This is a genomic window from Sphingomonas sp. SRS2, assembly GCF_000971055.1.
Lineage (GTDB): Bacteria > Pseudomonadota > Alphaproteobacteria > Sphingomonadales > Sphingomonadaceae > Rhizorhabdus.
The window spans coordinates 54,458-77,534 of sequence record NZ_LARW01000057.1; the positions used below are offsets into that span (position 1 = coordinate 54,458).

The 23,077-nt window shown below is 64.9% G+C and carries 23 protein-coding genes and 1 pseudogene; 10 read left to right on the forward strand and 14 right to left on the reverse strand.

Features of this window, described 5'->3' with window-relative positions; genetic code table 11:
• From hmpA to WP12_RS04665, 3 genes are read right to left on the reverse strand one after another with little or no spacing between them, the layout of a single operon-like run.
• On the reverse strand, positions 1–1,212 hold the full coding sequence (hmpA, locus tag WP12_RS04655) for an NO-inducible flavohemoprotein (RefSeq protein WP_046192592.1): 1,212 nt from the start codon (positions 1,210–1,212) through the stop codon (positions 1–3).
• A gap of 39 nt (positions 1,213–1,251) precedes the next feature.
• Positions 1,252–1,527 (reverse strand): DUF1971 domain-containing protein, encoded by a 276-nt coding sequence (locus WP12_RS04660; RefSeq protein WP_046192593.1) that lies wholly within the window; start codon positions 1,525–1,527, stop codon positions 1,252–1,254.
• Positions 1,520–1,969 (reverse strand): group III truncated hemoglobin, encoded by a 450-nt coding sequence (locus tag WP12_RS04665; RefSeq protein WP_046192594.1) that lies wholly within the window; start codon positions 1,967–1,969, stop codon positions 1,520–1,522. The genes WP12_RS04660 and WP12_RS04665 overlap by 8 nt, the downstream gene beginning before the upstream one ends.
• Positions 1,970–2,082: 113 nt before the next feature.
• Between WP12_RS04665 and WP12_RS04670 the strand changes: the two genes are divergently transcribed.
• Positions 2,083–2,508: an Rrf2 family transcriptional regulator gene (locus WP12_RS04670; RefSeq protein ID WP_024018143.1), complete on the forward strand. Its 426-nt coding sequence runs from the start codon at positions 2,083–2,085 to the stop codon at positions 2,506–2,508.
• A 352-nt stretch (positions 2,509–2,860) separates the two neighbouring features.
• On the opposite strand, the gene WP12_RS04675 is transcribed toward WP12_RS04670, so the two are convergent.
• A complete protein-coding gene (locus WP12_RS04675) occupies positions 2,861–3,055 on the reverse strand; it encodes a PLP-dependent transferase (protein ID WP_327196189.1) in 195 nt (64 codons plus the stop codon).
• A gap of 75 nt (positions 3,056–3,130) precedes the next feature.
• On the opposite strand from WP12_RS04675, the pseudogene WP12_RS23905 reads away from it, so the two are divergent.
• From WP12_RS23905 to WP12_RS04690, 5 genes and pseudogenes are all read left to right on the forward strand, one after another.
• Positions 3,131–3,443 (forward strand): annotated as a pseudogene (locus tag WP12_RS23905) (phosphoenolpyruvate carboxykinase (ATP)); the annotation flags it as partial.
• 181 nt (positions 3,444–3,624) lie between these two features.
• Entirely contained in the window at positions 3,625–4,008 is a 384-nt protein-coding gene (locus WP12_RS24720; protein ID WP_235398962.1) for a c-type cytochrome, read from the forward strand.
• A 284-nt stretch (positions 4,009–4,292) separates the two neighbouring features.
• Entirely contained in the window at positions 4,293–4,883 is a 591-nt protein-coding gene (locus WP12_RS04680) for a GNAT family N-acetyltransferase (RefSeq protein ID WP_235398963.1), read from the forward strand.
• On the forward strand, positions 4,880–6,391 hold the full coding sequence (locus tag WP12_RS04685) for an acetyl-CoA hydrolase/transferase family protein (RefSeq protein ID WP_046192597.1): 1,512 nt from the start codon (positions 4,880–4,882) through the stop codon (positions 6,389–6,391). Before WP12_RS04680 ends, WP12_RS04685 begins: the two co-directional genes overlap by 4 nt.
• Positions 6,392–6,428: 37 nt before the next feature.
• Positions 6,429–8,639 carry a cation-translocating P-type ATPase gene (locus WP12_RS04690; protein ID WP_084690960.1) on the forward strand — a complete coding sequence of 737 codons (2,211 nt, stop codon included), beginning with the start codon at positions 6,429–6,431 and terminating at the stop codon, positions 8,637–8,639.
• A 170-nt stretch (positions 8,640–8,809) separates the two neighbouring features.
• Here the strand turns inward: WP12_RS04690 and WP12_RS04695 are convergent, their stop codons facing one another.
• Together WP12_RS04695 and WP12_RS04700 are read right to left on the reverse strand one after the other, a co-directional pair.
• Positions 8,810–9,730 (reverse strand): fused MFS/spermidine synthase, encoded by a 921-nt coding sequence (locus WP12_RS04695; protein WP_160299156.1) that lies wholly within the window; start codon positions 9,728–9,730, stop codon positions 8,810–8,812.
• Between the two features lie 395 nt (positions 9,731–10,125).
• The gene (locus WP12_RS04700; RefSeq protein ID WP_235398965.1) at positions 10,126–10,404 is read right to left on the reverse strand and encodes a DUF983 domain-containing protein; all 279 of its coding nucleotides are present in this window, start codon (positions 10,402–10,404) and stop codon (positions 10,126–10,128) included.
• A gap of 3 nt (positions 10,405–10,407) precedes the next feature.
• On the opposite strand from WP12_RS04700, the gene WP12_RS04705 reads away from it, so the two are divergent.
• Positions 10,408–10,779, forward strand: a complete 372-nt coding sequence (locus WP12_RS04705; protein WP_084690962.1) for an iron-containing alcohol dehydrogenase — start codon at positions 10,408–10,410, stop codon at positions 10,777–10,779.
• A gap of 41 nt (positions 10,780–10,820) precedes the next feature.
• Positions 10,821–12,323 carry a CoA-acylating methylmalonate-semialdehyde dehydrogenase gene (locus WP12_RS04710; protein WP_443027852.1) on the forward strand — a complete coding sequence of 501 codons (1,503 nt, stop codon included), beginning with the start codon at positions 10,821–10,823 and terminating at the stop codon, positions 12,321–12,323.
• A 22-nt stretch (positions 12,324–12,345) separates the two neighbouring features.
• Here the strand turns inward: WP12_RS04710 and WP12_RS04715 are convergent, their stop codons facing one another.
• The 8 genes from WP12_RS04715 to WP12_RS04750 form a co-directional block, all read right to left on the reverse strand.
• Positions 12,346–13,722 carry an FAD/NAD(P)-binding protein gene (locus WP12_RS04715; RefSeq protein WP_046192599.1) on the reverse strand — a complete coding sequence of 459 codons (1,377 nt, stop codon included), beginning with the start codon at positions 13,720–13,722 and terminating at the stop codon, positions 12,346–12,348.
• 3 nt (positions 13,723–13,725) lie between these two features.
• A complete protein-coding gene (locus WP12_RS04720; protein ID WP_046192600.1) occupies positions 13,726–16,263 on the reverse strand; it encodes a TonB-dependent receptor plug domain-containing protein in 2,538 nt (845 codons plus the stop codon).
• A gap of 101 nt (positions 16,264–16,364) precedes the next feature.
• Positions 16,365–17,321 (reverse strand): ABC transporter substrate-binding protein, encoded by a 957-nt coding sequence (locus tag WP12_RS04725; protein ID WP_052730217.1) that lies wholly within the window; start codon positions 17,319–17,321, stop codon positions 16,365–16,367.
• On the reverse strand, positions 17,318–18,412 hold the full coding sequence (locus WP12_RS04730; protein WP_046192601.1) for an LLM class flavin-dependent oxidoreductase: 1,095 nt from the start codon (positions 18,410–18,412) through the stop codon (positions 17,318–17,320). The genes WP12_RS04725 and WP12_RS04730 overlap by 4 nt, the downstream gene beginning before the upstream one ends.
• A gap of 25 nt (positions 18,413–18,437) precedes the next feature.
• Entirely contained in the window at positions 18,438–19,676 is a 1,239-nt protein-coding gene (locus WP12_RS04735) for a rhodanese-like domain-containing protein (protein WP_046192602.1), read from the reverse strand.
• Positions 19,673–20,272 (reverse strand): cysteine dioxygenase, encoded by a 600-nt coding sequence (locus tag WP12_RS04740; protein ID WP_046192603.1) that lies wholly within the window; start codon positions 20,270–20,272, stop codon positions 19,673–19,675. The genes WP12_RS04735 and WP12_RS04740 overlap by 4 nt, the downstream gene beginning before the upstream one ends.
• Entirely contained in the window at positions 20,269–21,051 is a 783-nt protein-coding gene (locus WP12_RS04745; protein ID WP_046192604.1) for an ABC transporter ATP-binding protein, read from the reverse strand. The genes WP12_RS04740 and WP12_RS04745 overlap by 4 nt, the downstream gene beginning before the upstream one ends.
• 4 nt (positions 21,052–21,055) lie before the next feature.
• A complete protein-coding gene (locus WP12_RS04750; protein ID WP_046192605.1) occupies positions 21,056–21,841 on the reverse strand; it encodes an ABC transporter permease in 786 nt (261 codons plus the stop codon).
• Between the two features lie 184 nt (positions 21,842–22,025).
• On the opposite strand from WP12_RS04750, the gene WP12_RS04755 reads away from it, so the two are divergent.
• Both WP12_RS04755 and WP12_RS23915 read left to right on the forward strand, forming a co-directional pair.
• A complete protein-coding gene (locus tag WP12_RS04755) occupies positions 22,026–22,862 on the forward strand; it encodes a LysR substrate-binding domain-containing protein (protein WP_046192606.1) in 837 nt (278 codons plus the stop codon).
• A 54-nt stretch (positions 22,863–22,916) separates the two neighbouring features.
• Positions 22,917–23,077 (forward strand): transposase (locus tag WP12_RS23915; RefSeq protein WP_152663831.1); only part of this gene is annotated, 161 nt, incomplete at its 3' end.

Genomic DNA, 23,077 nt, shown 5'->3' on the forward strand with positions numbered 1-23,077 from the left:
TCAGGCTGCCAGCAGTTCGTCCGCCGGGCCGAAAAATTCGTAGTGAATTCGGTCGGACGGCACGCCGGCGAGTGACAAGGTCGAAACCGCGTGACGCAGGAACGGGCGCGGTCCGCAAATATAGTAGTCGGCTTCACCGACCGGCGTGTTGGCGACGAGCCACTCATCGGTGATGATGCCGGCGACATCATAGTCCTGGCCCTGCGCTTCGCCTTCCAGCGGAGTTTGATGGAAATCAGTAACCGACACCGCCTTGCCCTGGCCGGCGACAGCGCGAACATGGTTGCGCATCGCATGCGTGTCGCGATCATGGGTCCCGTGAATATAATGAACGGGTACTTCGGCGCCGCTCTGCGCGAGCGCTTCGAGCATCGCCACCATCGGGGTCAGCCCTACCCCACCGGACAGCAGGATCACCGGACGTTCGACATGATCGGCAAGGAAGAACTCGCCCGCTGGCGCGGCCACCTTTAGCACCGTTCCGGGCCTAGTCTCGTCATGGAACCATCCTGAGGCCAGGCCATGTGGTTCGCGCTTGACCGAAATGCGGTAGGTTTCGCCATTGGGGGCGGCCGAAATCGAGTAGTTGCGCTTGACCGGCGGATGACCAGGAATCTCCAGCCAAAAAGTCAGATACTGCCCCGGCTTGTGCTGCATGACAGGCCCGCCATCGACCGGGCGGAGAATGTAGGAATTGATGACGCTGCTCTCGCGCACGACGTCTTCGACGCGGAAGTCACGCCAGCCATTCCATCCGCCCGCCGCGGCCTTCTGCGCGGTGTAGACCCGCTGCTCTCGTGCGATCAGGATATTGGCGAGGAACCAGTAGGCCTCGCCCCAAGCCGCGAGAATTTCCTCCGTTGCTGCGTCACCCAGCACTGCCTTGATCGCGCCAAGGAGCGCCTCGCCGACGTGCGGATAGTGCTCGGGCAAAATCTGAAGGCCGACATGCTTTTGCGCGATCCGCTCAACAGCAGGCGCAAGCGCACCGAGATTTTCAATATTGCTGGCATAGGCGAGAATGGCGCCCGTGAGCGCACGGGGCTGCGAACCGGTGTCGCCATGATGCGATTGATTGAAAAGATCGCGGATTTCCGGGTTTTGGAACATCCGGGAATACATTTCGTGCACGATATCCAGACCATGCGCTTCCAGCGCGGGAACGGTTGCCTTGACGAGCGCGATGGTCTGATCGCTAAGCGGCTGCGACATGAACTTCTCCTTGTGAAAGGCATTGGAATATACGGGACATCAGCACGCGGGAGGTTGATCGTAGAAATCGACCTGCATCTTCATGGGCCCCATCGGCGTCACGAAATGCGGTTGCTGCGGCAGAACCAATCCTGGCTGATCCGGAGTCAGCACGATCTCCGAAGGCGGATCGAGATAGGTGAGCTTGAGCTCGCCTTCCAAAACGCGGATCAGGCCCCAAACACCAGCCTTGGTATCGTGTCGCGCCCGCAAGGCAGACGGGAGCGTATCCTCGTTGAAAACCGGTGTGGAACGGTAGGGCACGATGTCAGGCATGGCTTTGCACTCTCCGCTGCGGGTATTCCGTCCTGTCGGAATGGCTCGCTGAGCCTTCCGCGCGTTGGCGATCGAGCCGAAAAAACATGGCGAGCTGCAGGCTTTCGGCGATCCGCTTCGCTTTCGCTTGCAAAGCGGCGGCGGCTTCGGGCGACATCATTTCGTTGGTCGTTTCAGCCCAAAGCGTTAGCCATCGGTCGAAGAGCGCCGGCGTAATACGCGATTTGTGCTTCAAATGAGCCGGCACCGGTTGACCCTTGTATCGACCACTGGTGAGCATTACCGATGACCAGAATGCCGCCAGCTTTTCGAGATGTTCCGGCCAATCGCTGATCGCGTCGTTGAAGATCGGCCCCAGCTCCCCATCCTCTCGTACCCGCGCATAGAACAGCGTCACGAGACGGCTCAGCCCTTCTTCGTCAACCTGCCTATCGTCATCCATTGACCGACTCCGAAATCATGTATCTACGCTACATGTATCACCGGGTTTGAAACATGCAACAAAAATGCATATATTAGTGCAGCGTCGATTGGGCGCTGTGACCGGGAAGCGACATGAAGCTCACGCGCTACACCGACTATGCCCTCAGGGTGCTGCTTTACCTTGGAGCGCGGCCTGATCGGCTATGCTCGATTTCCGAGATGGCGGGTGCCTATGCGATCTCGCAAAACCATTTGATGAAGGTGGTTCACGACCTCGGAAAAGCAGGCTTTGTAGCGAGCGCTCGGGGACGTCTTGGCGGAATTCGGCTCGCGCGACCGCCGGGTGAGATTATCATCGGATCCGTCGTGCGGCACACGGAGGATGGGTTCGATCTGGTCGATTGCGGAAGCTGCATCATCGCGCCGGCGTGCGGAGCGACGGGCGTTCTTCGCGAGGCGCTTGCCGCATTCATGGCCGTGCTCGACAGCTACACGCTCGACGACCTGTTGGCGAGGCGGGTCGATATGCTCAGTCTCTTTGCACCCGAAGCGGCATAGAGGCTCTGCCGATGGAGGAGGAATGTGCGCGCTATCGTTGTGAGGGAGAAGATGGCTCGCCGATCACCGTTTTGGAGTTTCAATACTTCGATCAAGTCGAAACGAAAGCCGGCCGACGCCGTTACCCAGGTGCGCAGCGCCTGGCTCTCTCCACCGGAGAGCCTGTCCGGTATATCGACCCCACCACCTTTGAGGTTATTGGCAGCGGGGAACTGCTTCGGCGACGCAACCGCCGCTAAGGCGCGCGCCGCCCTTTGCCAGTTTTCTCGGCGAAACCAGCTCCTCAAAGCGGCAGAGCGGGATCGAATCCGGCCCATCTTTCATGCGCCGAACCCCTTCTCCAGACCAGCGATCAGATCGTCCAAATGTTCAAGGCCAATTGAAAGCCGTAGCACAGCATCGCTGATGCCGGCCACTTGCCGCGCTTCAACGCCCAGTCGGCATGCGTCATCGTCGCCGGGTGCGCGATCAGGCTTCCGATGCCTCCCAGCGATTCTGCGAGCGTGAAGGTGCCGATCGAGCCGATGAAGCGACGCTCCGCCTCCACGCCACCCTCCAGCCCAAAGCTGAGCATGGCGCCGAAGCCGTGCTGTTGGGATGCGGCATGGCATGGCCTGGATGGAAAACGACACCTTCGGCCGACGCATCGTGCACGCTGATCGGCGATGACTAGCGCGGTTGGTCGGACACGGCGATCTTCAACTTCGAGGGCGGATGCTACGCCAAGATGATCCGCTTGTCCGCCGAAGCGGAACCCGAGATCTATGCAACGGCCCGGCGCTTTGGTACAATTCTCGAGAACGTGGTCATGCACCGGCAGCCGCGCGCTTGACCTCGACGACCCGTCGCTCGCGGAGAACAGCCGCAGCGCTTACCCGATCCACTTCATTCCCAATGCCTCGCGTGATAACATGGGCCCGGTTCCGAAGAACCTTCAAGCGGGAACGCCTGAGATCGGCCGCCGAGAGCACTGACGCGTTACGGCGCGGCGCCGGTGCATCGGCATGGCATCGTGCAGCCGCAAACCTGCCCTGCCAAAACCGCTGGCGGGCGCCGGGTGAGCGCCAGGAAAGGACCGCGTTTGACGAACCGGACACCAGTCGTGACAATGCGGCCATGACAATCCGCACCGCTTTCATTCTAATGCTGGCAAGCCTTGCGACATGTGCTTTCGCTGTAACTCGGGGACCCGCAACGCCGACCTTGAGCGCCGAAGCGAACGATCAAAGACTGGTAGAGCGTGGCCTGGGCTTCGCTCAAAGGCATTGCGCCGCATGCCACGCGGTCGAGTCGGGCGGCTCTCCCAATCCGCAAGCGCCGCCATTCGAGGCCGTAATCAATCAACAAGGCCTTAGTGCCGAGACCCTGAAGCCGTGGTTGCGCAACTCCCACGATTTTCCTGCGATGATGAATTTCGCCATCGATCCTGAAAAGATCGATGAGCTTGCAGCCTATATGCTGACGCTAAAGGACCCGGCTTATAGGCCGGCGATACAGTGATCTGCTGGAGCATCTCGAACTCCACCCTCCTGCGGTCTCTCATGAAACCGCCCGGCCGAAGAGGGGCTTGCATCGGCCCGATTGGGGCCGTCGAGGGGAAACCTCGCCGCTACAAGGAACATTCTGCCGATAGGCGAATGACGGTCGGCATGCTCTCGTGCGTGCCCGCCGCTGGAGTGGGGCGGCGCTTGGGAAGTGAAAGATGCCCGTGATTGATGCCGAACTTGCTCGAAACATCAGGTCGCCGGCCAAAGTCCTGCGACCGCTGAGCGAGCGATCGCCCTTTGCAACACGCGATCATCGTGACCGCTGGGAGGCCCATTGACATGACAAACAACAGTCCGCCGCCGCCAAGCGGCACCGGCCCGGCCATTACGACCGAACTTACGACCGGCACGGGCCTGCGATTGAAGGTGCGTCCGGTTACATCCGCGGATGAGCCCGCGCTGGCCAAATTCTTCCGGCAGGTGACAGCCGAAGATCTGCGGTTTCGCTTCCTTACCGCCATCGACGAGGTGAGCCACGCTCGCTTGGTCGAGATGATCAGTGTCGACCAGGATCAAGTCGAAAGCTTCCTTGTTACGGGGCCCGACGAGGCGGGCGTGCTCGCCGCGGCAATGCTCGCGGCCAATCCGGCGGGCGAGCGCGCCGAGGTCGCGATCTCGATCCGTGCCGACTACAAGGGCCGCGGCATTGGCTGGAGCCTCCTCGGTCATCTGGCGGACCATGCCAGAAGGAAGGGCATCCGCATCCTTGAGTCGATCGAGAGCCGGGACAACCATTCGGCCATCGCACTCGAACGCGAAATGGGCTTCACCGCCCATCCAGTCGAAGGCGACCCCGCCCCGGTGCTGCTGAGACGTCAGCTCGCATGACCAGCCGCATCGCAAGCGAGAGCCTTCGGGCGAAGATCATGAACGCGCAGGATGCGGCCGCGCTCATCACCAACGGCATGACGGTGGGCATGAGCGGCTTCACCGGTTCGGGCTATCCCAAGGCGGTGCCACTGGCGCTAGCCGCCGGAATCGAGGCTGAGCATGCAGCAGAGCGGCCTTTCCAGATCCGGGTCTGGACGGGAGCATCGACCGGCCCCGAGCTGGACGGCGCGCTCGCCAAGGCGGACGGGATAGAGTTCCGACTTCCGTACAATTCCGATCCGATCGCCCGGGAGAAGATCAACAGCGGGCGGATGGACTATTTCGACATGCACCTCAGCCAGGTCGCGCCGATGGCCTGGCAGGGCTTTCTGGGGCCGCTCGACGTCGCGGTCGTGGAGGTTTCGGGCATTCGTGCGGACGGCTCGCTGATCCCTTCCTCGTCGGTCGGCAACAACAAGACCTGGCTCGACCGGGCATCGAAAGTGATCGTGGAGGTCAACCGCTGGCAGAACGCGGCGCTAGAGGGCATGCACGACATCTATTACGGCACGGCCCTGCCGCCCAGCCGCGTGCCGATCCCGCTCACCCGCTCGGACGACCGCATCGGCGAACCCTGTTTCCGATGCGATCCCAACAAGATCGTGGCCGTCGTGGAGACGGACACTCCGGACCGCAACCTGCCTTTCACGCCGCCTGACGACGCGGCCCGCGCGATCGCCGGCCATATCCTCGAGTTCCTGCGCCACGAGGTGGCCGTGGGCCGGCTGCCGGCCGCGCTGCTGCCGATCCAGTCGGGCGTCGGCAACATCGCCAATGCCGTGCTTACCGGGCTGGTCGACAGCCCGTTCCACGACCTGACCGCCTATACGGAAGTGATCCAGGACGGAATGCTCGACCTGCTCGATGCCGGCAGGCTGCGCATGGCCTCGGCCACGGCGTTCTCGCTCAGCCCGGAGGCGGCGGCCCGGCTCAACGCGGACATGGGCCGCTACCGCGATCGCATGATCCTGCGCCCGCAGGAGATCAGCAACCATCCCGAGCTCATCCGCCGGCTCGGCTGCATCGCGATGAACGGGCTGATCGAAGCGGACATCTATGGCGCGGTCAATTCGACGCACGTCATGGGATCGCGGATCCAGAACGGGATCGGCGGTTCGGGGGATTTCGCGCGCAACGCGTACATATCGATCTTCATGACGCCCTCGACGGCCAAGGGCGGGAAGATCTCGGCCATCGTTCCGCAGGCGAGCCACGTCGACCACATCTCTCAGGACGTGCAGGTTCTGGTGACGGAGCAAGGGCTGGCGGACCTGCGGGGGCTCAGCCCCAAACAGCGCGCGGCGCTGATCATCAAGAACTGCGCGCATCCCGATTACCGTCCGATGCTTGCCGACTATTTCGCCCGCGCTCGCGTCGGATCCTACGGCCAGCAATCACCGTCCTTGCCCGCCGAGGCCCTGTCCTGGCACCAGCGGTTTATGGAAACCGGCTCTATGTTGTCGTAGGTGGGAGGCGCAGTGACGATCATCTGTCGAGCGCAGAATGCATGATGATCGCAGATTCGCGTCCGATCAGGTCGCCGTCCAGGATGCCGCCGCGGTCGCCGTTGGACTGGGCGTAGACCCTTCGCGCGGGCTCGCGTTCGAAGAAGCCGCCCGGCGGCTTGCAGAGCGGGGGCCCAACGAACTGCGCGCGGCGCCGCCATTGTCCGCCTGGCGCCGGCTGCTGGCGCAGTTTCACGATCCGCTTATCTATCTGCTCATCGGCGCGGTGGTTGTCGCCCTGGCGGCCTGGATCGCCGAGGGGCGCGAGGGCTTGCCCATCGACGCGCTGGTGATCGCGATCATCATCGTCCTAAACGCGGCGCTCGGCTTTGCGCAGGAGAGCAAGGCCGCGAACGCCGTGGCCTCCCTGGCCCGGATGACCGCGGCGACCTCGTCGGTGCTTCGCGACGGCCGGCGCAGCCGCATCCCGAGCTCCGAACTGACGCCCGGCGACGTCCTTCTGCTCGAGGAAGGGGACGCCGTCGGCGCTGATGCCCGCTTGCTCGCGGCAGCCACCTTGCGCGTTCAAGAGGCTTCGCTGACGGGCGAAAGCGAGCCCGTGCTCAAGGACGCGGCCCCGCTCCCCGGGCCCGCCCCGCTGGCCGAGCGGACCTCGATGGTGTTCAAGGGCACGGCCATCGTCCAGGGCAGCGGCCGGGCGATCGTCACCGCCACCGGCATGTCGACCGAGGTGGGCGCGATCGCAACCATGCTCGACGCGACTGAAGAAGCGCCCACTCCACTGCAAAGGGAAGTCGCGCGGATCGGCCGGATGCTGACCATAGCCGTGGTCATCATCGCGCTCATTGTCATCGCGACCGTGCTTGCCGTCTCGGATGTCAGGACGGCCGACGATATCGTCGCGGTGCTGTTGCTCGGCGTCTCGCTGGCCGTTGCGGCGGTGCCGGAGGGGTTGCCCGCCATCCTGTCTCTGGTGCTGGCGCTTGGCGTGCAGCGGATGGCTGCCCGCAACGCGGTGGTGAAGCACCTTTCCTCCGTGGAGACCCTGGGCTCGGCCACGGTGATCTGCTCGGACAAGACAGGTACTCTGACGCGCTCGCAAATGACCATCCAGCGCGTGGTCACCGCCTCGGGCGACAGCCACGTGACGGGCGTGGGCTACGCGCCGCTTGGAACGATCGGGACACCGGACCGGCAGGCGCTTGCCGGTCCGACGAAGGCCGAGCACATCGTGGTGCTGAGCGGCGGGAGCCTGGCTGGAAACGCAGGGCTCCAGCAGCTGCCCGACGGGACCTGGGAGATTCAGGGCGATCCCACCGAGGCCGCCTTCCTGGTCGCCGAGAAAAAGCTCGGCATCGAGGCGCGGCGGCAGGCGCGCTTCGAACGCGTCGCTGAAATACCGTTCACCTCGGACCGCAAGATGATGTCCACCATCGAGCGGGATCTGGAGCATGACGGCGAACTCGTCGTCATCACCAAGGGCGCGCCCGACGTCCTCATAAAACGCTGCGGCCGAGTCCGCGTCGGCATGGAAGTGCTTCCTTTCGACGATGCGCGACGGTCGCAGGCGCTCGCGGACGTCGATCGGCTCTCCGACGAAGCGCTGCGCACGCTTTCGGTGGCTTACCGGCCGCTTGCCTGCATCGATCAGGCGGCCGCCGGCGAAACGCTCGAGGATGACCTGATCTTCGTCGGAACCGTCGGCATGATGGACCCGCCGCGCGAGGAAGCTGCCGCGGCCATCGCCGAGGCGCACCGCGCCGGCATCCGCGTGCTGATGATCACAGGCGATCATCCGCGCACCGCCTCGCGCATTGCCAGCATGCTCGGAATCGCTCCGGCAGACGCGAAGGCGCTGACCGGCGCCGATCTCGATGCTCTCGACGCGGCGGGGCTCGCCGCCGCCGTTCGCGAGACGTCCATCTTCGCGCGCGTTGCCCCCGTCCACAAACTACGCCTCGTCGATGCGCTGCAAGCCGAGAGCAACGTCGTCGCCATGACCGGGGACGGGGTGAACGACGCGCCGGCCCTGAAAGCCGCCGACATCGGCGTGGCGATGGGGGTCACCGGTACGGAGGTGACCAAGGAAGCGGCCAAGATGATCCTCGCCGACGACAATTTTGCGACGATCGTCGAGGCGGTGCGCGAAGGGCGGGGCACCCATCGAGGAAGAGCAGGGGCGGCAGGAAGAGCAGGAAGAAGATTTCAGGATCGAGCGTCACGCGCCAATCCGCGACGAGGCCGATAATGGCGCCTAGCGCGATCTGAACGAGAGGACGCGGGATTGAAAACGGTAGCAGCCGGGCCAGGATACCGCTCACCACCACGGCAAAGAGCAAAGACAGAACAAGCGTGATGATTTGCAAAGGGAGTCCCTAATATTGACTGTTTTCTTGAATCCCAAGCCGGACTTCCGGATTACCAGAGCAATTCTTCGGCGAACGAGGCGAGCGGTAATGGGTGCGTTAGCTCCAGAGATTTCGCGACCTCAAGTAGCCCATTGCGATCAAAGTGCAGGTGTCTGTCCTTAAAGGCGAACACAATGCGGTTCATTCCCTCCTCGACTTGCAGGGTGAGAATCTGGCCAAAACACTCGCGCATGCGCGCCAACATTGGGAGGTGCTTCCAAGGGTGGTCGCACAGATTTACTACAAAAATACCGCCGGGGTTCAATCGTGAACGACAAGCGCGGTAGAACTCGAGCGAACACAGTTGGGGTGGCTGGCCATGCTTGTCAAAGCCGTCGACAAGGATGATGTCGGCTTTGCGCTCGTCCTGCACGACGAAGTCAAAACCATCGGACCAGATGGTCTCGAAACGCTCGCTTGCCTGCGGTATGTAGAACTGATCGCCAACCGCGATGATGTCAGGATCGACTTCCACGCCCCTGATCGCAGTGTCCGGCAAGTATTTGTGACAATATTTGGCGAGCGAGCCGCCTCCCAAGCCAATGATCTCGATGGAATTCGGGAGTGGTTTGAAAAGGAGGAACGCCATCATGGCCCTGGTGTAGTCGAGCGTGAGGTGGAAGGGATCGTTGATGCTCATTGCGCTCTGCACATAGGCCCAGTTCGCCAGCAGGCTCCGGATGTCGCCGAGTTCGAACACCAGCGGCGCAATGAAGGCGTCTTCATTCTCGTGCTCGAGATCGTCAACAGGCGCCTCGAACCGAGCGTGCCACCGCTGCTCGCGATCGATGCCATCGATGTGGTCGAGAAACGCGTTTATTTCGGCCGTCTCGCTTCTGCCGCCGGCGAGGATTTCGTCACTTTTACGTAAGGCGAAGCCGGAACCGCTAACGTTGTCGGAACAATCATCTGTCACGGTTGCGGCGCTCATTCTGCCGGTCATGGGCACGCCCACCAGCAATTGTTACGGCAAGGAACAGGCCCAAGAGCAATATCGAGACGACGATGATGGCGAAAACAACCATTTGAATCCCCAGTTGAAGATCGGGTTTTTCAGAAGAATTTGATATCCGTTCGATCGCGCGGACACTCACCGGGGTTGTCGACTTTCGAATTGCTGAGCTCTTTCATACATTTCTTGCCACGCAGCAGCAGCGCGAAGCGCCCGCTCCCGCACATTGGGGAGGTCGGACGCATTCGCTTCAGCCAGTGAAGCCCGCATGCGGGTGAGGAAAACCTCACTGTTCCGAGTGGTCGGTTTCAGGTTGGCACGCGGGAGAATGACCGCTTCGTCGTTCTCAGTGTTTGCGATTGGGCGAATTTCGATCATGTGGCGTTGCCGACGGGGTCTTGCCGTTCTCTCTTGAAGCCATGCATGCCAAACCACCATTGAATGGCGATGATTGCGCCCTTGACGGGTTGTAGCAGCGCAATCATCAAGATGATCGCTATCGGCAGGATGATCGCGACGAGCGCACCCAGCGGCAACTGAGCGTCTCTAACGAGCGCGATGATTATGGGCGCCATGAGGTGCCCGGTAATTAAGATCGACACATAGGCCGGAAAGTCATCGCCTTCTCCAACGCCTCCGTCGCGCTGGTCCATGGCATGAGCCGACCGATCGGCGCCCATTTTCACGTCGCACACGGCCTTTCCAACGCGATGCTGCTGCCGGCGGTGACGGCATGGTCCGCCCCCGCCGCGCTCGCCCGCTACGCCGATTGCGGCCGTGCCATGGGGCTGGCCGAAGCCGGCGAGGGCGACCAGTCGACCGTCGCGCGGCTGGTCGAGGCGCTGCGCGACGTCAACCGCGACCTCGCGGTGCCAACGCCCAGAAGCTATGGCATCGACGAGGCGCGCTGGACCGAGCTGCTGCCGCTGATGGCCGAGCAGGCATTGGCCTCGGGCTCGCCCGGCAACAATCCGCGCGTTCCCGATGCCCAGACGATCCAGGCGCTCTATCGCGAAGCATGGGCCTGACCGAGCCCTTTCCTCCCCTTCATCTTCCCAAGGATCATCCCGTGACCGAACTCACGCTCGTCGACCATGTCATTCAGGGCCGCGCGCCCGTGGCGCCGGAGAGCCGCTCCGACATCTTCAACCCCGCCACCGGCGAGGTCAGCGCCCGCCTTGCACTGGGCAGCGCGCATGAGGTGGACATGGCGGTCGCCGCTGCACAGGCCGCCTTCACGGGCTGGGCCGCGACCCCGCCCCACATCCGCGCCCGCGTCCTGTTCCGCTTCCGCGACCTGATTGAACGCAATCTGGACGGTCTTGCGGCGATGATCACCGCCGAACATGGCAAGGTCCTGTCGGACGCCAAAGGCGAAGTGATCCGCGGCCTCGAAGTCGTGGAGTTCGCGTGCGGCATTCCGCAGATGCTCAAGGGCGAATTTTCGGAGCAGGTCGGCAACGGCATCGACGCCGTCTCCTTTCGCCAGCCGCTCGGCGTCGTCGCGGGCATCACGCCGTTCAACTTCCCGGCCATGGTGCCGATGTGGATGTTCCCGGTCGCGCTCGCCTGCGGCAACGCCTTCATCCTCAAGCCATCCGAACGCGATCCCAGCCTGGCCAATGAGCTGGCGGCGTTGCTGGCGAAGGCCGGATTGCCCGAGGGCGTGTTCCAGGTGGTCCACGGCGGCAAGCCGGTCGTCGACGCGATCCTCGATCATCCCGGCATCGCGGCGGTCTCGTTCGTCGGCTCGACACCGATCGCCGAATATGTCCACCAGCGCGGCACTGCGGCCGGCAAGCGCGTGCAGGCGCTGGGCGGCGCGAAGAACCACATGGTCGTCATGCCCGATGCCGATCTCGACAAGGCCGTCGATGCACTGATGGGCGCCGCCTATGGCTCGGCGGGCGAGCGTTGCATGGCGATCTCGGTCGCGGTCCCGGTGGGACAGGCGACCGCCGATGCGCTGGTCGAACGGCTTGCGCCCAGGGTCCGCACCCTGAAGATCGGGCCCGGCACCGATCCCGAAGCCGAGATGGGCCCGCTCGTCACCCGCGAGCACGCCGACAAGGTGCTCGGCTATATCGACGCGGGCGTGGCCGAAGGCGCCGAGCTGGTCGTCGACGGGCGGGACCTCAACATTCAGGGCTATGAAAAGGGCTTCTTCGTCGGCGGCACCCTGTTCGACAATGTGACGCCGGACATGCGCATCTACCGCGAGGAGATTTTCGGGCCCATGCTCTCGGTCGTCCGAACCGGCAGCTTCGATGAGGCGCTCGGACTCATCAACAGCCATGAATTCGGCAACGGCACCGCATTGTTCACCCGGGACGGCGATACCGCGCAGGCGTTCCTGAACCGGGTTCAGGCGGGCATGGTGGGCGTGAACGTACCGATCCCGGTGCCGATGGCGTTCCATTCCTTCGGCGGCTGGAAACGCTCGCTGTTCGGCGACCATCATATGCACGGGCCGGAGGGCGTCCGCTTCTACACGCGCCTCAAGACGGCGACGACGCGCTGGCCGACCGGCATCCGGGCCGGCGCGGAGTTCGTCATTCCGACGCTGGGATAGGAATCGCCGGGCCGGGGGGAGGTCACAGCCCCTCCCCCTGCACCCAATGGGCGTGGCTCAACCGCCGGGCGACCGACCATGTCTGGGTGCGGATGTCGGGCACGGCGACGATCTCCCAGAAGGTGCCTCGCGTCATCGGGCCCAGCGCCAGCAGGCGGGCGTTGCGATGGCCATCGACGTCGATGGTCTCGGCCTGCGCGGTGACGTCAATGCCGAAGCGGTGCGGATCGGGCCGGATGTGGCCAGCCGCCATCAGTCCCTGCAACAGCGGCTCGCGCGTGCGCAGCAGGTCGCCTTGCGGGCCGGTGCAGTTGATCACGCGGCGCGCCGTGATCACTTCGATCCGATCGCCATGGCGGGGCCTGTACCGGATCGCGACATCGCCCTCGACCGCCCGGGCCTCGCAGATCTTGCCGGCGACGACGCGCAGCCGGCCGTTCGCCCGCAACGCATCGATCCTCGCGGCGACCTCCGGCGAAAGGCGATGGCGGTGCACGTCCCACCAGGCGCGGATGTGGCGCAGGAAACGCCCCTGTTCGGCCTGCGGCGCGGATAGCCACATCGCCTGCGTATAGGGGCGCAGCTCGTCGATCGCGGCGCGCCAGCCGACCTGTCTCGTCCGCTCGCGCACGAAATGCACAAGCGCCGACCCGTACATCGCTGGCTTTTCTGACAGCGACGAACGCGCCATCGACGCGTCGCCATGCGCCCGCGGGGCGAGGCCGCGCCGGGAGATGGCGATGATCTTCCCGCCGAAGCCCTGCGCCTCCAGGCTCAGGACGACATCGACCATGGTAAGCCCGGTACCGATGATGAGGACGGTGTCGTCATCATCGAGAGGCTGATCGAAACCATCTGCCCAGGGATCCGCGCTGTAGAGGCCGGCAGGCAATCCGGCGTCGGCAAGCCCGAACGGATCATGCGGCGGCAGATTGCCGAGCGCCAGCACCGCCGCATCGGCCGCCAGCCGTCCGCCGCTGCCGAACCCGATGGTGACGCCGTCGGCGCACAGCTTCAGTTCGGCGGCGCTACCCCGCATCAGCATCAGCCGGTCCGGTGTGCTGGCGATCGTCTCCCGCAGCAATTCACTCAGGTAGCGCCCATAATCCTGCCGCGAGGCGAAACTCTGCGCTTTGCCCTTGCCCGTCGCCGCCAGCCAGCGGACGAAATGATCGGGGTCGTCGGGCAGCGCGCTCATATTCGCGGCGCGCACGTTCAGGAGATGCGCGGCGTTCGGCGTCGAATAGGCTATGCCGCGCGCGAAGCTGCCGCGCCGTTCGATCAGGGTCACGCGGGGTCCGTCGTGCCGCAGCAGGTTGATCGCCTGCAACGCGCCCGAGAACCCCGCGCCGATTATCGCCACATGCCCGATGCGGGGTGGCGCGCCTATGTCATTCATGCATCAGAATTTCACTGAAACGCGTCCATAATAGAAGCCGCCACTGAAGCCGAACGGCGCGAAATTGCCATAGGCGCCCGATCCGTCATAGGCGATCAGGCCATTGCGCTCCGGATAGGCGTCGAACAGGTTGTTCGCTCCGGCCGACAGGGTGACGTGATCGCTGAGATCATAGCCGACGTCGAGATCGGTGATCCACCTCGCTCCGAAGCTCCTGTCGCCGACGGCGACATTGCTCGATTCGGTATAGCCGCCGTAGCGCGTCGCTCTGAGCAGCAGGTGGAAGCGGTCGAGGCTCCAGTCGTTCGACAGCACGACCTTCGTGCGGGGGATAGCGGCGGTCAGGTCGCGCTGCGCCTGTCGCCCGAACAGCGTGACGTTGAGCGAAGCGAGCTGCGCCGGATTGTCGATCACCTCCAGGATTTTGGTGCGGTTGTAGCTGTACGCGGCGTTGAGCCGGAAATTGCCCAGGCCGGCGGTGCGCACCGTATATTCGGCCACCACGTCGACGCCGCGCGTGCGCGTGTCGATCGCATTGGTAAAGAATTGCGCGCTGTCGACATTGCTGACGCCGTTGGCGACCAGGATGTTGCGGATCGCCGTGCCGCCATTCGATGTCGTCCCGAGGAACTCGGTCTTCACGATCCGGTCGTCGACGCGGATCTGATAGGCGTCGATGGTCAGCCGTGCCGGCCCACGTTCGAAGGTGAAACCGCCGGTGAAGTTCAGCGACTTTTCCGGCTTCAGCGGCTTCGCGCCCAGCGCCAGCGCGGCGACGCTGTTGACCGGCAGGAACTTCGACGTGGTGTTGATGCGATCGTCGCCGATAACCGTCACCGTATTCTGCGTGGTCGAAAAGCCGGTCTGCGCCAGCGAAGGTGCGCGGAAGCCGGTGTTGACGCCGCCACGCAGGGCGAAGCCGGGGGCAATCTCGTAGCGGGTGGAGAATTTTCCCGAGACGGTATTGCCCGCGCTGTCGTCATAATGTTCGAAGCGGCCTGCGACGCCGACGAACCAGCCTGGGGTGATGCTCGTCGACAAGTCGACATAGGCGGCCAGATTGTTGCGGCTGATCGATGTTTCGTCGGCGGGCGATGTGCCCGTGAAGGAGACGAGGCCGGGCGAGGGCGAACGGCCGCCATAGGCCAGGCCGAAGGGCGTTCCGTCCGCGGGGATCACATAACCGCCGTCGCGATAGCTGTCGGGTTCGCCGGCGATGTTCTGGAATCGCTCCCAGCGATGCTCGACGCCGAACGCGACCGACAGCGCTTCGGCCAGGCCGATGTCATAGTCGCGGCTGATGTCGGCATTACTGACCCACAGGTCCTGGATCTGCTTGCCCATGAAAAAGCTGGTCGGGCTCGCCGGCCCAAGCGAGGGATTGAGCGTTCCGCGCGCGCCGAGCCTGACATGGTCCCGGCCATAGCTGGTCGACAGGTCGAAACCCCAGTCGCCTAGCGCACCCTTCAGGCCCAGCGTCGCCTGCCCATCCCACTCCTGGATGCGGCGGCGCGCCTGGAAGGTGCCCGCATAAAGCTGCGGCAGAACGTTGAAGCCCTGCGTGTTGGCCTGGCCGCCATAGCCGATCGGCGATGCGGCAAAGGCGCCGCGCTCGTCATCGATCTCGCGATAGCTGAGCGTCGAGAAGCTGTAGAGCTTCAGCCCGTCGCCCACCGGCAGTTCGGCGTTGAGCGATCCGCTGATGATCTTGTCGATATTCGAGCGGCCATAGCCACCCGCGATGAGGTGATCGGCATTCGCTTCGCGCGGGTCGGGTGCGCCGTTGACGAGCGGGTAGACGAACGGGATCGGCTCGGCCGAACTTTCGGCGCGGTCATGATATTTGCCCTCGATCGCGAAGCGGACGAAACCGCCGTCGCCGATCCGCGTGCCATAGCCGACCTGCTGCTGGAGCAGCGCGCCGCCCTTTTCATAAAGCTGCCCGGCCATCGAGCTGAACTCACCGCCCTCCGGCGCGTCATCGAGGATGATGTTGATCACGCCGGAGATCGCGTCCGATCCATATTGGGCGGCGGCGCCGTCGCGCAGCACCTCGATCCGCCCGACCGCATTGGTCGGGATCAGGTCGATGTCGACGGGAGTCGATCCGCCCGAGATGCGCGAAAGATTGTTGATCAGCGAGGTCGTGTGCCGCCGCTTGCCGTTGACGAGGACGAGCAGATAGTCGCCCGAAAGACCGCGGATCGATATCGGCCGCACGCTGGCGGAGGTTCCGCCGCCGCCCAGCGCGGGCATCGTCAGCGACGGCACGATCTGTCCCAGCACCTCCTTCAGGCCGGTGCGGCCAGTCGCCTTCAGTTCGGCCGGCCGGATCACGTCGATCGGCACCGGGCTGTCGGCGACGGTGCGCGCGGTGCTGCTGCGCGTGCCGGTGACGATGATTCCTCCGGCCTCGTCGCCTCCTTCCACATCGGCGGCGGGGGCCGTGCCGGCGACGGTCCCGGCGGGCTCGGCAGCTATGGCGGTGGCGTGGATGCCGAGCGCCAATATGGCGGCACTTGTCAGCAAAATCGTCTTCATCTTTGGTCCCCAAAATCTATGTGGTGTCGGGCGCACGCCGCCTCTCCCCGAAGCACATTGGCTTCGCGGTGGGTGGCCCCTTATGGTTGGATGGAGGTCGTCTAGTTCGCTGCCGCGACCTTCCGGGTGAAAAGCGTCCGATCGAATCCGTCGGGCAGCGGACGATTGCCGCTGACCGCGCCCGCCGTTCGGAAATCGTCAAGAGTCTGGCGCTGCTCGGCGATCAAAGCGTCGTCGATCGGGATCGCTGTGCGCCCGTTCTTGACGGCATAATCACGCGCCACTTCGATCGGCAGGCCGGTTTCGCGGGCCAGCACCGCACCATAGGCGTCGGGGTTCGCACGGGCCCAGGCGAGCGCCTTAGCCTCGCGGCGGAGATAGTCCGCCAGAAGCGCTGGCTTGGACCTGATCGCGTCGTCGCTGGCGACGGCGAAGCTATAGCCTTTGACCAGGTCATGCCCATCGACGATCGTCCGCGCGCCTTCATTGATGGCAGGCAGCAGATAGGGTGCCCAGGTCGACCAGCCATCGATCGCACCCGAGCTGAACGCCGCCTTCGCGTCGCCGGGCGGCAGGAAGGCAAAGCTTACCCAGTCGGGCGGCAATTTCGCCTGCTGCAACGCGCGGATCACCAGATAATGGCCGATCGAACCGCGCGTCGTGGCGATCTTGCGGCCCTTGAGATCGGCGAGCGAGCGGACCGGCGAGGATTTGGGCACGACGAGCGCGAGCGCGCCCATTGGCCGAGCCTCGACATAATGCGCCGCCACGGCCTTGATCCGGCTGCCGCTCTGATAGGCGAACATGAAGGGCGCGTCGCCGACCAGGCCGACATCGACCGCACCGCCGCCGATCGCTTCCAGCAAATGCTGCGCGGCAGGGAATTCGGACCATTCGACCTCATATGACGCGCCATCGAGCGCGCCGCTCGCAAGCATCAGCGCCTTGGCGCCGCCGCGCTGGCTGCCGACATGGAGTATTTCGGTGTCGCTGCTCGCCGCCCCGCCACAGGCGGTGAGCGCGAGCAGTGCCGCGAAGCAGAGAGCGAAGCGCTTCACGCGACCGCCTTTTCCTGAGCGTGCTGGGCATCGCGACGCGCGACGCGCTCGCGGACAAGCGGCAGGAGTTCGCGGCCATATTGGACGGCGTCGCCGAGCGGATCGAAGCCGCGGATCAGGAAATGATCGATCCCAAGATCATAATAGTCGATCAGCGCATCGGCGACCTGTTCGGGGGTGCCGACAAGCCCGGTCGAATTGCCCTGCGCACCCGCGATGGCGGCAAGACCCGTCCACAGCCGCTTGTCGGCGCGATAGCCGGCGCTGGCGGTCTGCAGCAGACGCTGCGATCCGGCATTGGGCGGGGCATGATCGCTGGTCGCGGCGCGGTTCTTCTCGCGGATATCGCGAACGATCTCGACGATCTCGTCGGCGCGCTTCCAGGCCGCCTCCTCGGTATCGGCGATGATCGGGCGTAGCGACAGCGAGAAGCCCGGACGGCGGCCATAGCGCGCGGCCGAGGTACGGATCGTGGCGACGGCCTCGCGCACCTGATCCTGGGTCTCGCCCCACAGCGCATAGACATCGGCATGACGGCCGGCGACGTCGATCGCCTCGGGCGACGATCCGCCGAAGAACACCGGCAGGTTCTGCGGCTTGACCGCCGCATAGCCGCCGCGAATGCGGTAGAAGTCGCCGTCATGATCGAAGGGCTGGTCGGCGGTCCACTCCTGGCGCAGCACTTTCAGATATTCGTCGGTGCGCGCATAGCGCTGCACCTTGTTCGAGACATCACCGTCCTTGGCCATCTCCTCGTCGGCGCCGCCGGTGATGATGTGGACCGCGATCCGGCCGCCAGACAGCTGGTCGAGCGTGGCGAGCTGGCGCGCCGCGACGGTCGGCTGGGTGAAGCCCGGGCGGTGCGCGATCAGGAAACCGAGCTTCGTGGTGATCGCGGCGGCGTGCGCGGCGACGATCTGGCTTTCCGGACTGTTCGATCCGAACGGGATCAGCACGCGATCGAAGCCGCCATCCTCCTGCGCGCGCGCCGCCGCCTCGACATAATCCTTGTCGAGCGGGCGGATCTGACGAAGGCCGTGGATCTCGCTGTCATTGTTGAAGCCGATATAGCCGATGAAATTGACGGGCATGGGTGTCTCCTCGATGGGATGAAGATCAAATGACGAAGAAGCCGTGGGTGCCGTCGCGGGCGAGCTGATCGACCAGCCCATATTCCCAGTCGAGATAAGCCTGCATCGCCGCGGCGGGATTGTCGGTGCCCTCATAGGGACGGCGGTAGCGGCCCTCCGGGCCACGGGGCGGAATGGCATGCGGGTTGCCGGTTTCGTTGCCCTCGGCAGCGGCGGCGAGCACATAGACTTCCCATCCCAGCTGCGCGAGCCACGATCCGGTCATGTCCGCCCGCGCACCGCCGGCATCTTCCGCCAGCACGATCCGCGCGCCGCGCACGGGCGCGAAATGGTCGGTCTCCTGGACCAGCTGGCCACCTGGTGCCGACAGGAAGCCGGGCAGATGACCGGCGGCATATTCCTCGGGCGTGCGGACGTCGAAGCGGTAGAGGGTACGGCTCGCATCGGCGGCGAGCGCGGCGAGTTCGAACGTGTCGACCTGCTTCACCCCCGCGCGATAGGCGACATTGCGGGCGCGGTGCCGTGCGGCTTCGGCATCGCCGGGGCCGACATCGGGAAAGCGTTGTTCGCGCCCATGATCGAGCGTCTGGCCCGCCAGTGTCCAGCCGATCGTGCCGTTGCGCAGCGCGACGATGCGATTGGGCAGGCCGGCATTGATCAACGACTGGGCGCCGACAATGCTGCGCGTGCGACCCGCGCAGTTGACGATGATCGTCGTATCCGGATCGGGTGCGATGGTCGCCGCGCGCAGCACCAGCTCGGCGCCCGGCACGCTGATTCCGCCCGGCAGGGCCATGGTGTTGAATTCGTCGAAGCGGCGCGCGTCGAGGATCGCGATGTCGGCCTGGCCGTCGATCAGCGCCTGGACCTCGGGCGCGGCGAGCGACGGGGTGCCGCGGCGATGCTCGACCAGCTCGCCGAACGCCTTTGAGTAGCTGTTGACGTCCTCGAACAGTTCGTAGCCGGCATCGGCCCAGGCCCGAAGGCCACCGTCGAGGCGGCGGACATCGCTATAGCCCAGGGCGCAGAAGCGCTCGGCGGCGGCGTCGGTCAGCCCCTCGCCATTGTCGTAGAGGACGATTGGCGCATCCTTGCGGGGAAATCTGTTCGCCGCCTCGATCGCGATCCGACCCGGCGGGAGCTGGCTCGCGAACAACGGATGGCCGGTCGCGAAGGCGGCCTCGTCGCGCAGGTCGACGATAGCGATTTCGCCACGTGCGATCAGCGCGGCGCGGATGTCGCGCGGGGTGATGGGCGCGGTCATGCGATCAGCGCCGGCAGGCCGGCATAGCCGGACACGAAGCGGCTGGGCGCGCCGCTCCGGTCATAGGTCGCGCGCTCGACCCGGCCGATGTCGGCGCCATAGACATGGATGCTGATCGAGACACGATCGTCATAGGCATTGGCGACACGATGGATATCGCCGATGCGCGGCGATACGGCGTCGACCGACCCCGCCCCCAGTCGCTGTGCGGGGCCGGTCGAACGGAGGGCGCCTTCGGAGTCGAAGGCAAAGCTTTCGGCAAGCTCGGCGCCGCGCAGCACGCCGACCAGACCCCAGACGCGGTGATCGTGGATCGGGGTCGCCTGTCCCGGTCCCCAGACGAAGCTGACCACCGAGAAGCGGCCGGCGGAATCAATGTGGAGCGGATATTGCTGATATCGTTGCGCGGACGACGCGGCATAGGCGTCGGGCAGCCAGTCGTCATGCCGGACCAGCTCGGCGAGCAGCGCGCGGCCATACGACAGCAGTTCGTCTTCGCTGGCGCTATAGACGATCAGCGCGCGCAGATCGTCGACGAAGGCGGCGAGGCGGGCGACTTGCGTGTCGCTCGCATGGATGAGTGAGAGCGCGCTCATTCGGCGGCCTCCAGCAGGCCCGCCGCCCCGGCGACGGTATCGGCATAGGAGCCGGTCTGCGCGGTGACGCCGAGATGCCCGAGCAGCCGGCGGCGCAGATCGCGGACGCTGGCGGTGCGCTGGCCGCGTTCGGCCTCGATCCGCTCCTCGGCAATGAAACGGCCCTTGGCGAGGACGAGGACACGGTCGGCGAGCGCGATAGCCTCGTCGACGTCATGAGTGACGAGCAGGACGGCGGGGCGGTGCGCACGCCACAGGTTGAGCACCAGCTCGTGCATCCGCAGCCGGGTGAGCGCATCGAGCGAGGCGAACGGCTCGTCGAGCAGCAGCAGTTCGGGCTGGCGGACCAGCGCGCGGGCCAGCGCGGTGCGCTGCGCCTCGCCGCCCGACAGCGTCAGCGGCCACGCATCGATGCGGTGCGACAGGCCGACCTCGGCCAGCGCCGCCTCGGCCCGGGCGCGGGCGCCCCGGCCCGGCAGACCGAGCACGACATTCTTCCACACCCGCTTCCACGGCAGCAGGCGCGAGTCCTGGAACACCACGGCGCGGGCGCTGGGGATGGTCACATCCTGGCCATGTGCCTGATCGAGATTGCCGAGCGTGCGCAGCAGGGTGGTCTTGCCGCTGCCCGAATGGCCGAGCAGCGCCACGAATTCGCCGGGAGCGATGTCGAGATCGAGCCCGTCGAGGACGGTGGTGTCGCCGAAGGAGCGCGAGAAGTCGCGCAGCCGGACGACGGGCTGGATCTGGGTGACGCCGGGGAACAGGGACACGGTCATGGGATCAGGCCTCCACGAGCTTGGGACGCCAGGCGAGCGCCCGGGTCTCGACGATGCGGACAAGGAGATCGGCGCCGAGGCCGAGCAGCGCGTAAACCATCAGGCAGACGACGATGATGTCGGTGCGCATGAAGTCGCGTGCGTTGTTGACGAGGAAGCCGAGCCCGGCGCTGGCGTTGATCTGTTCGGCGATCACCAGCATCACGATCGAGATGGTCAGCGAATAGCGCAGCCCGACGAGCAGTGAAGGCAAGGCGCCAGGCAGGATCACATGGACGACCAGCTGCCAGCGGTTGAGCCCGAAGCTCAGCGCGCCCTCGACCAGCCTTTTGTCGACCCCGCGAATGCCGTTGTAGAGATTGAGGTAGAGCGGGAACATCGCGGCGAAGGCGATCAACAGGACCTTGGGTGTCTCGCCGATCCCGAACCAGACGATGAAGAGCGGCGCCAGCGCCACCACCGGGATCGTCCGCTTGATCTGCATCAGCGGGTCGACCAGCACCTCGCCCTGCCGCGACAGGCCGGCGACGAGGCCAAGCGCCACGCCCAGCGCCACACCGATGCCGAGGCCCAGCGCCGCCCGCCCGAAAGAGACGAGCAGGTTCGACGGCAATTCGCCCGAACGGATCATGCCGAACAGGGTGGCAACGACCGTCGAAGGCGCGGCGAGCGTATGTTCGGGGATCAGGCCGGAGCGCGACGCGGCCTCCCACAAGACAAGGAGCAGGACCGGCGAAACCCAGCGGGATCGCAGCAGCGCCGATGCGGCGGAGGAGGAATGACGGTTCATGTTCTCTAGGGTCAATTAAAACTCTATCGATTCAATAGAGTTTAGCTGTTAAGACCTATAAGAATTGCTTTATTCAGTTCGATAACGCCGGAATGGCTGGCTTTTTCACTGGCTGACACAGGCCGCACAGAAAGGCTTTAGGGCCGTAAAGCTGCGCTGCCCCCCGGCTGGCAAAAGGATCATCATGGCCGTCAACCTGCCCACCAACATGCTTCGCAGCTTCGTCGCGATCGTCGATACCGGCTCGATGCTCAACGCCGCGGAACAGGTCTTCGTCACCCAGAGCGCGCTCAGCCTGCAGATCAAGCGACTCGAGGAACTGGTGCAGCGGCCGCTGTTCCATCGCGAGGGCCGGCGGCTGGCGCTCACCTCGGCGGGCGATCTGCTGCTCGGCTATACGCGCCGCATACTCGCGCTGCATGACGAGGCGCTCGCGGCCGTGACCGCGGGTCAGTTCGCGGGTCCGGTGCGCGTCGGCATGGTGCAGGACTTTGCCGATCTCCTGCTGTCGGGTCTGCTCGCGCGTTTCGCGGAGCTTCATGCCGATGCGCAGATTTTCGCGCGTGTCGCGGGGACCGCCGAGCTGCAGGAGATGCTCGGACGCGGCCAGCTCGATCTGCTGATCGGCTATGCCGCGCCCGGCGATCCGCATGCGGTGCGCACCGCGCCGAGCATATGGTTTGGCGAGGACGACCTGATCACCAGGGCCGAGCTGCCACTGGCGGTCCTCGAAAAGCCGTGCCGCTTCCGCGAGGCCGCGATAGCCGCGCTCGACGCCGCCGGGCGGCCGTGGCGGATCGCGGTCGAGACGCCCAACCTGTCCACCTTGCGCGCGGCGGTCGCTTCCGGCCTGGGCGTTACCAGCCGGACCGGTCTGTTTCTGCGCGATCTGCCCATCATCGCGCCGGGGCTGTTGCCGCCGCTGCCCGATGTCGCGTGCATCGTCGCGCATGGCGACCCAGACCGCGAAGCGCCACAGCATCTTCGCGAACTGGCGGTCGAACTGATCACCGGACTCTAGGGGTTGTGGGGATTTAGGATTCACATTTTTGGGGAGATGTGATTCACACTTTGGATGGAACGCTTCGTACTGACCGACGCCCAGTGGGCAAAGATGGAACCGCATTGTCTGGGTAAGCCGACCGACCCGGGACGAAGCGGGAGGAACAACCGTCTATTTTTGGAGGCAGTGCTATGGATTGTCCGGACGGGCAGTCCATGGCGTGATCTGCCGAC

Bases quoted from the DNA above. Each gene is read 5' to 3' on its own strand.
- hmpA (WP_046192592.1), bottom strand. From the start codon at position 1,212: ATGTCGCAGCCGCTTAGCGATCAGACCATCGCGCTCGTCAAGGCAACC.
- WP12_RS04660 (WP_046192593.1), bottom strand. From the start codon at position 1,527: ATGCCTGACATCGTGCCCTACCGTTCCACACCGGTTTTCAACGAGGAT.
- WP12_RS04665 (WP_046192594.1), bottom strand. From the start codon at position 1,969: ATGGATGACGATAGGCAGGTTGACGAAGAAGGGCTGAGCCGTCTCGTG.
- WP12_RS04670 (WP_024018143.1), top strand. From the start codon at position 2,083: ATGAAGCTCACGCGCTACACCGACTATGCCCTCAGGGTGCTGCTTTAC.
- WP12_RS24720 (WP_235398962.1), top strand. From the start codon at position 3,625: ATGACAATCCGCACCGCTTTCATTCTAATGCTGGCAAGCCTTGCGACA.
- WP12_RS04685 (WP_046192597.1), top strand. From the start codon at position 4,880: ATGACCAGCCGCATCGCAAGCGAGAGCCTTCGGGCGAAGATCATGAAC.
- WP12_RS04690 (WP_084690960.1), top strand. From the start codon at position 6,429: ATGCATGATGATCGCAGATTCGCGTCCGATCAGGTCGCCGTCCAGGAT.
- WP12_RS04695 (WP_160299156.1), bottom strand. From the start codon at position 9,730: ATGAGCGCCGCAACCGTGACAGATGATTGTTCCGACAACGTTAGCGGT.
- WP12_RS04700 (WP_235398965.1), bottom strand. From the start codon at position 10,404: ATGGACCAGCGCGACGGAGGCGTTGGAGAAGGCGATGACTTTCCGGCC.
- WP12_RS04705 (WP_084690962.1), top strand. From the start codon at position 10,408: ATGAGCCGACCGATCGGCGCCCATTTTCACGTCGCACACGGCCTTTCC.
- WP12_RS04715 (WP_046192599.1), bottom strand. From the start codon at position 13,722: ATGAATGACATAGGCGCGCCACCCCGCATCGGGCATGTGGCGATAATC.
- WP12_RS04720 (WP_046192600.1), bottom strand. From the start codon at position 16,263: ATGAAGACGATTTTGCTGACAAGTGCCGCCATATTGGCGCTCGGCATC.
- WP12_RS04730 (WP_046192601.1), bottom strand. From the start codon at position 18,412: ATGCCCGTCAATTTCATCGGCTATATCGGCTTCAACAATGACAGCGAG.
- WP12_RS04735 (WP_046192602.1), bottom strand. From the start codon at position 19,676: ATGACCGCGCCCATCACCCCGCGCGACATCCGCGCCGCGCTGATCGCA.
- WP12_RS04740 (WP_046192603.1), bottom strand. From the start codon at position 20,272: ATGAGCGCGCTCTCACTCATCCATGCGAGCGACACGCAAGTCGCCCGC.
- WP12_RS04745 (WP_046192604.1), bottom strand. From the start codon at position 21,051: ATGACCGTGTCCCTGTTCCCCGGCGTCACCCAGATCCAGCCCGTCGTC.
- WP12_RS04750 (WP_046192605.1), bottom strand. From the start codon at position 21,841: ATGAACCGTCATTCCTCCTCCGCCGCATCGGCGCTGCTGCGATCCCGC.
- WP12_RS04755 (WP_046192606.1), top strand. From the start codon at position 22,026: ATGGCCGTCAACCTGCCCACCAACATGCTTCGCAGCTTCGTCGCGATC.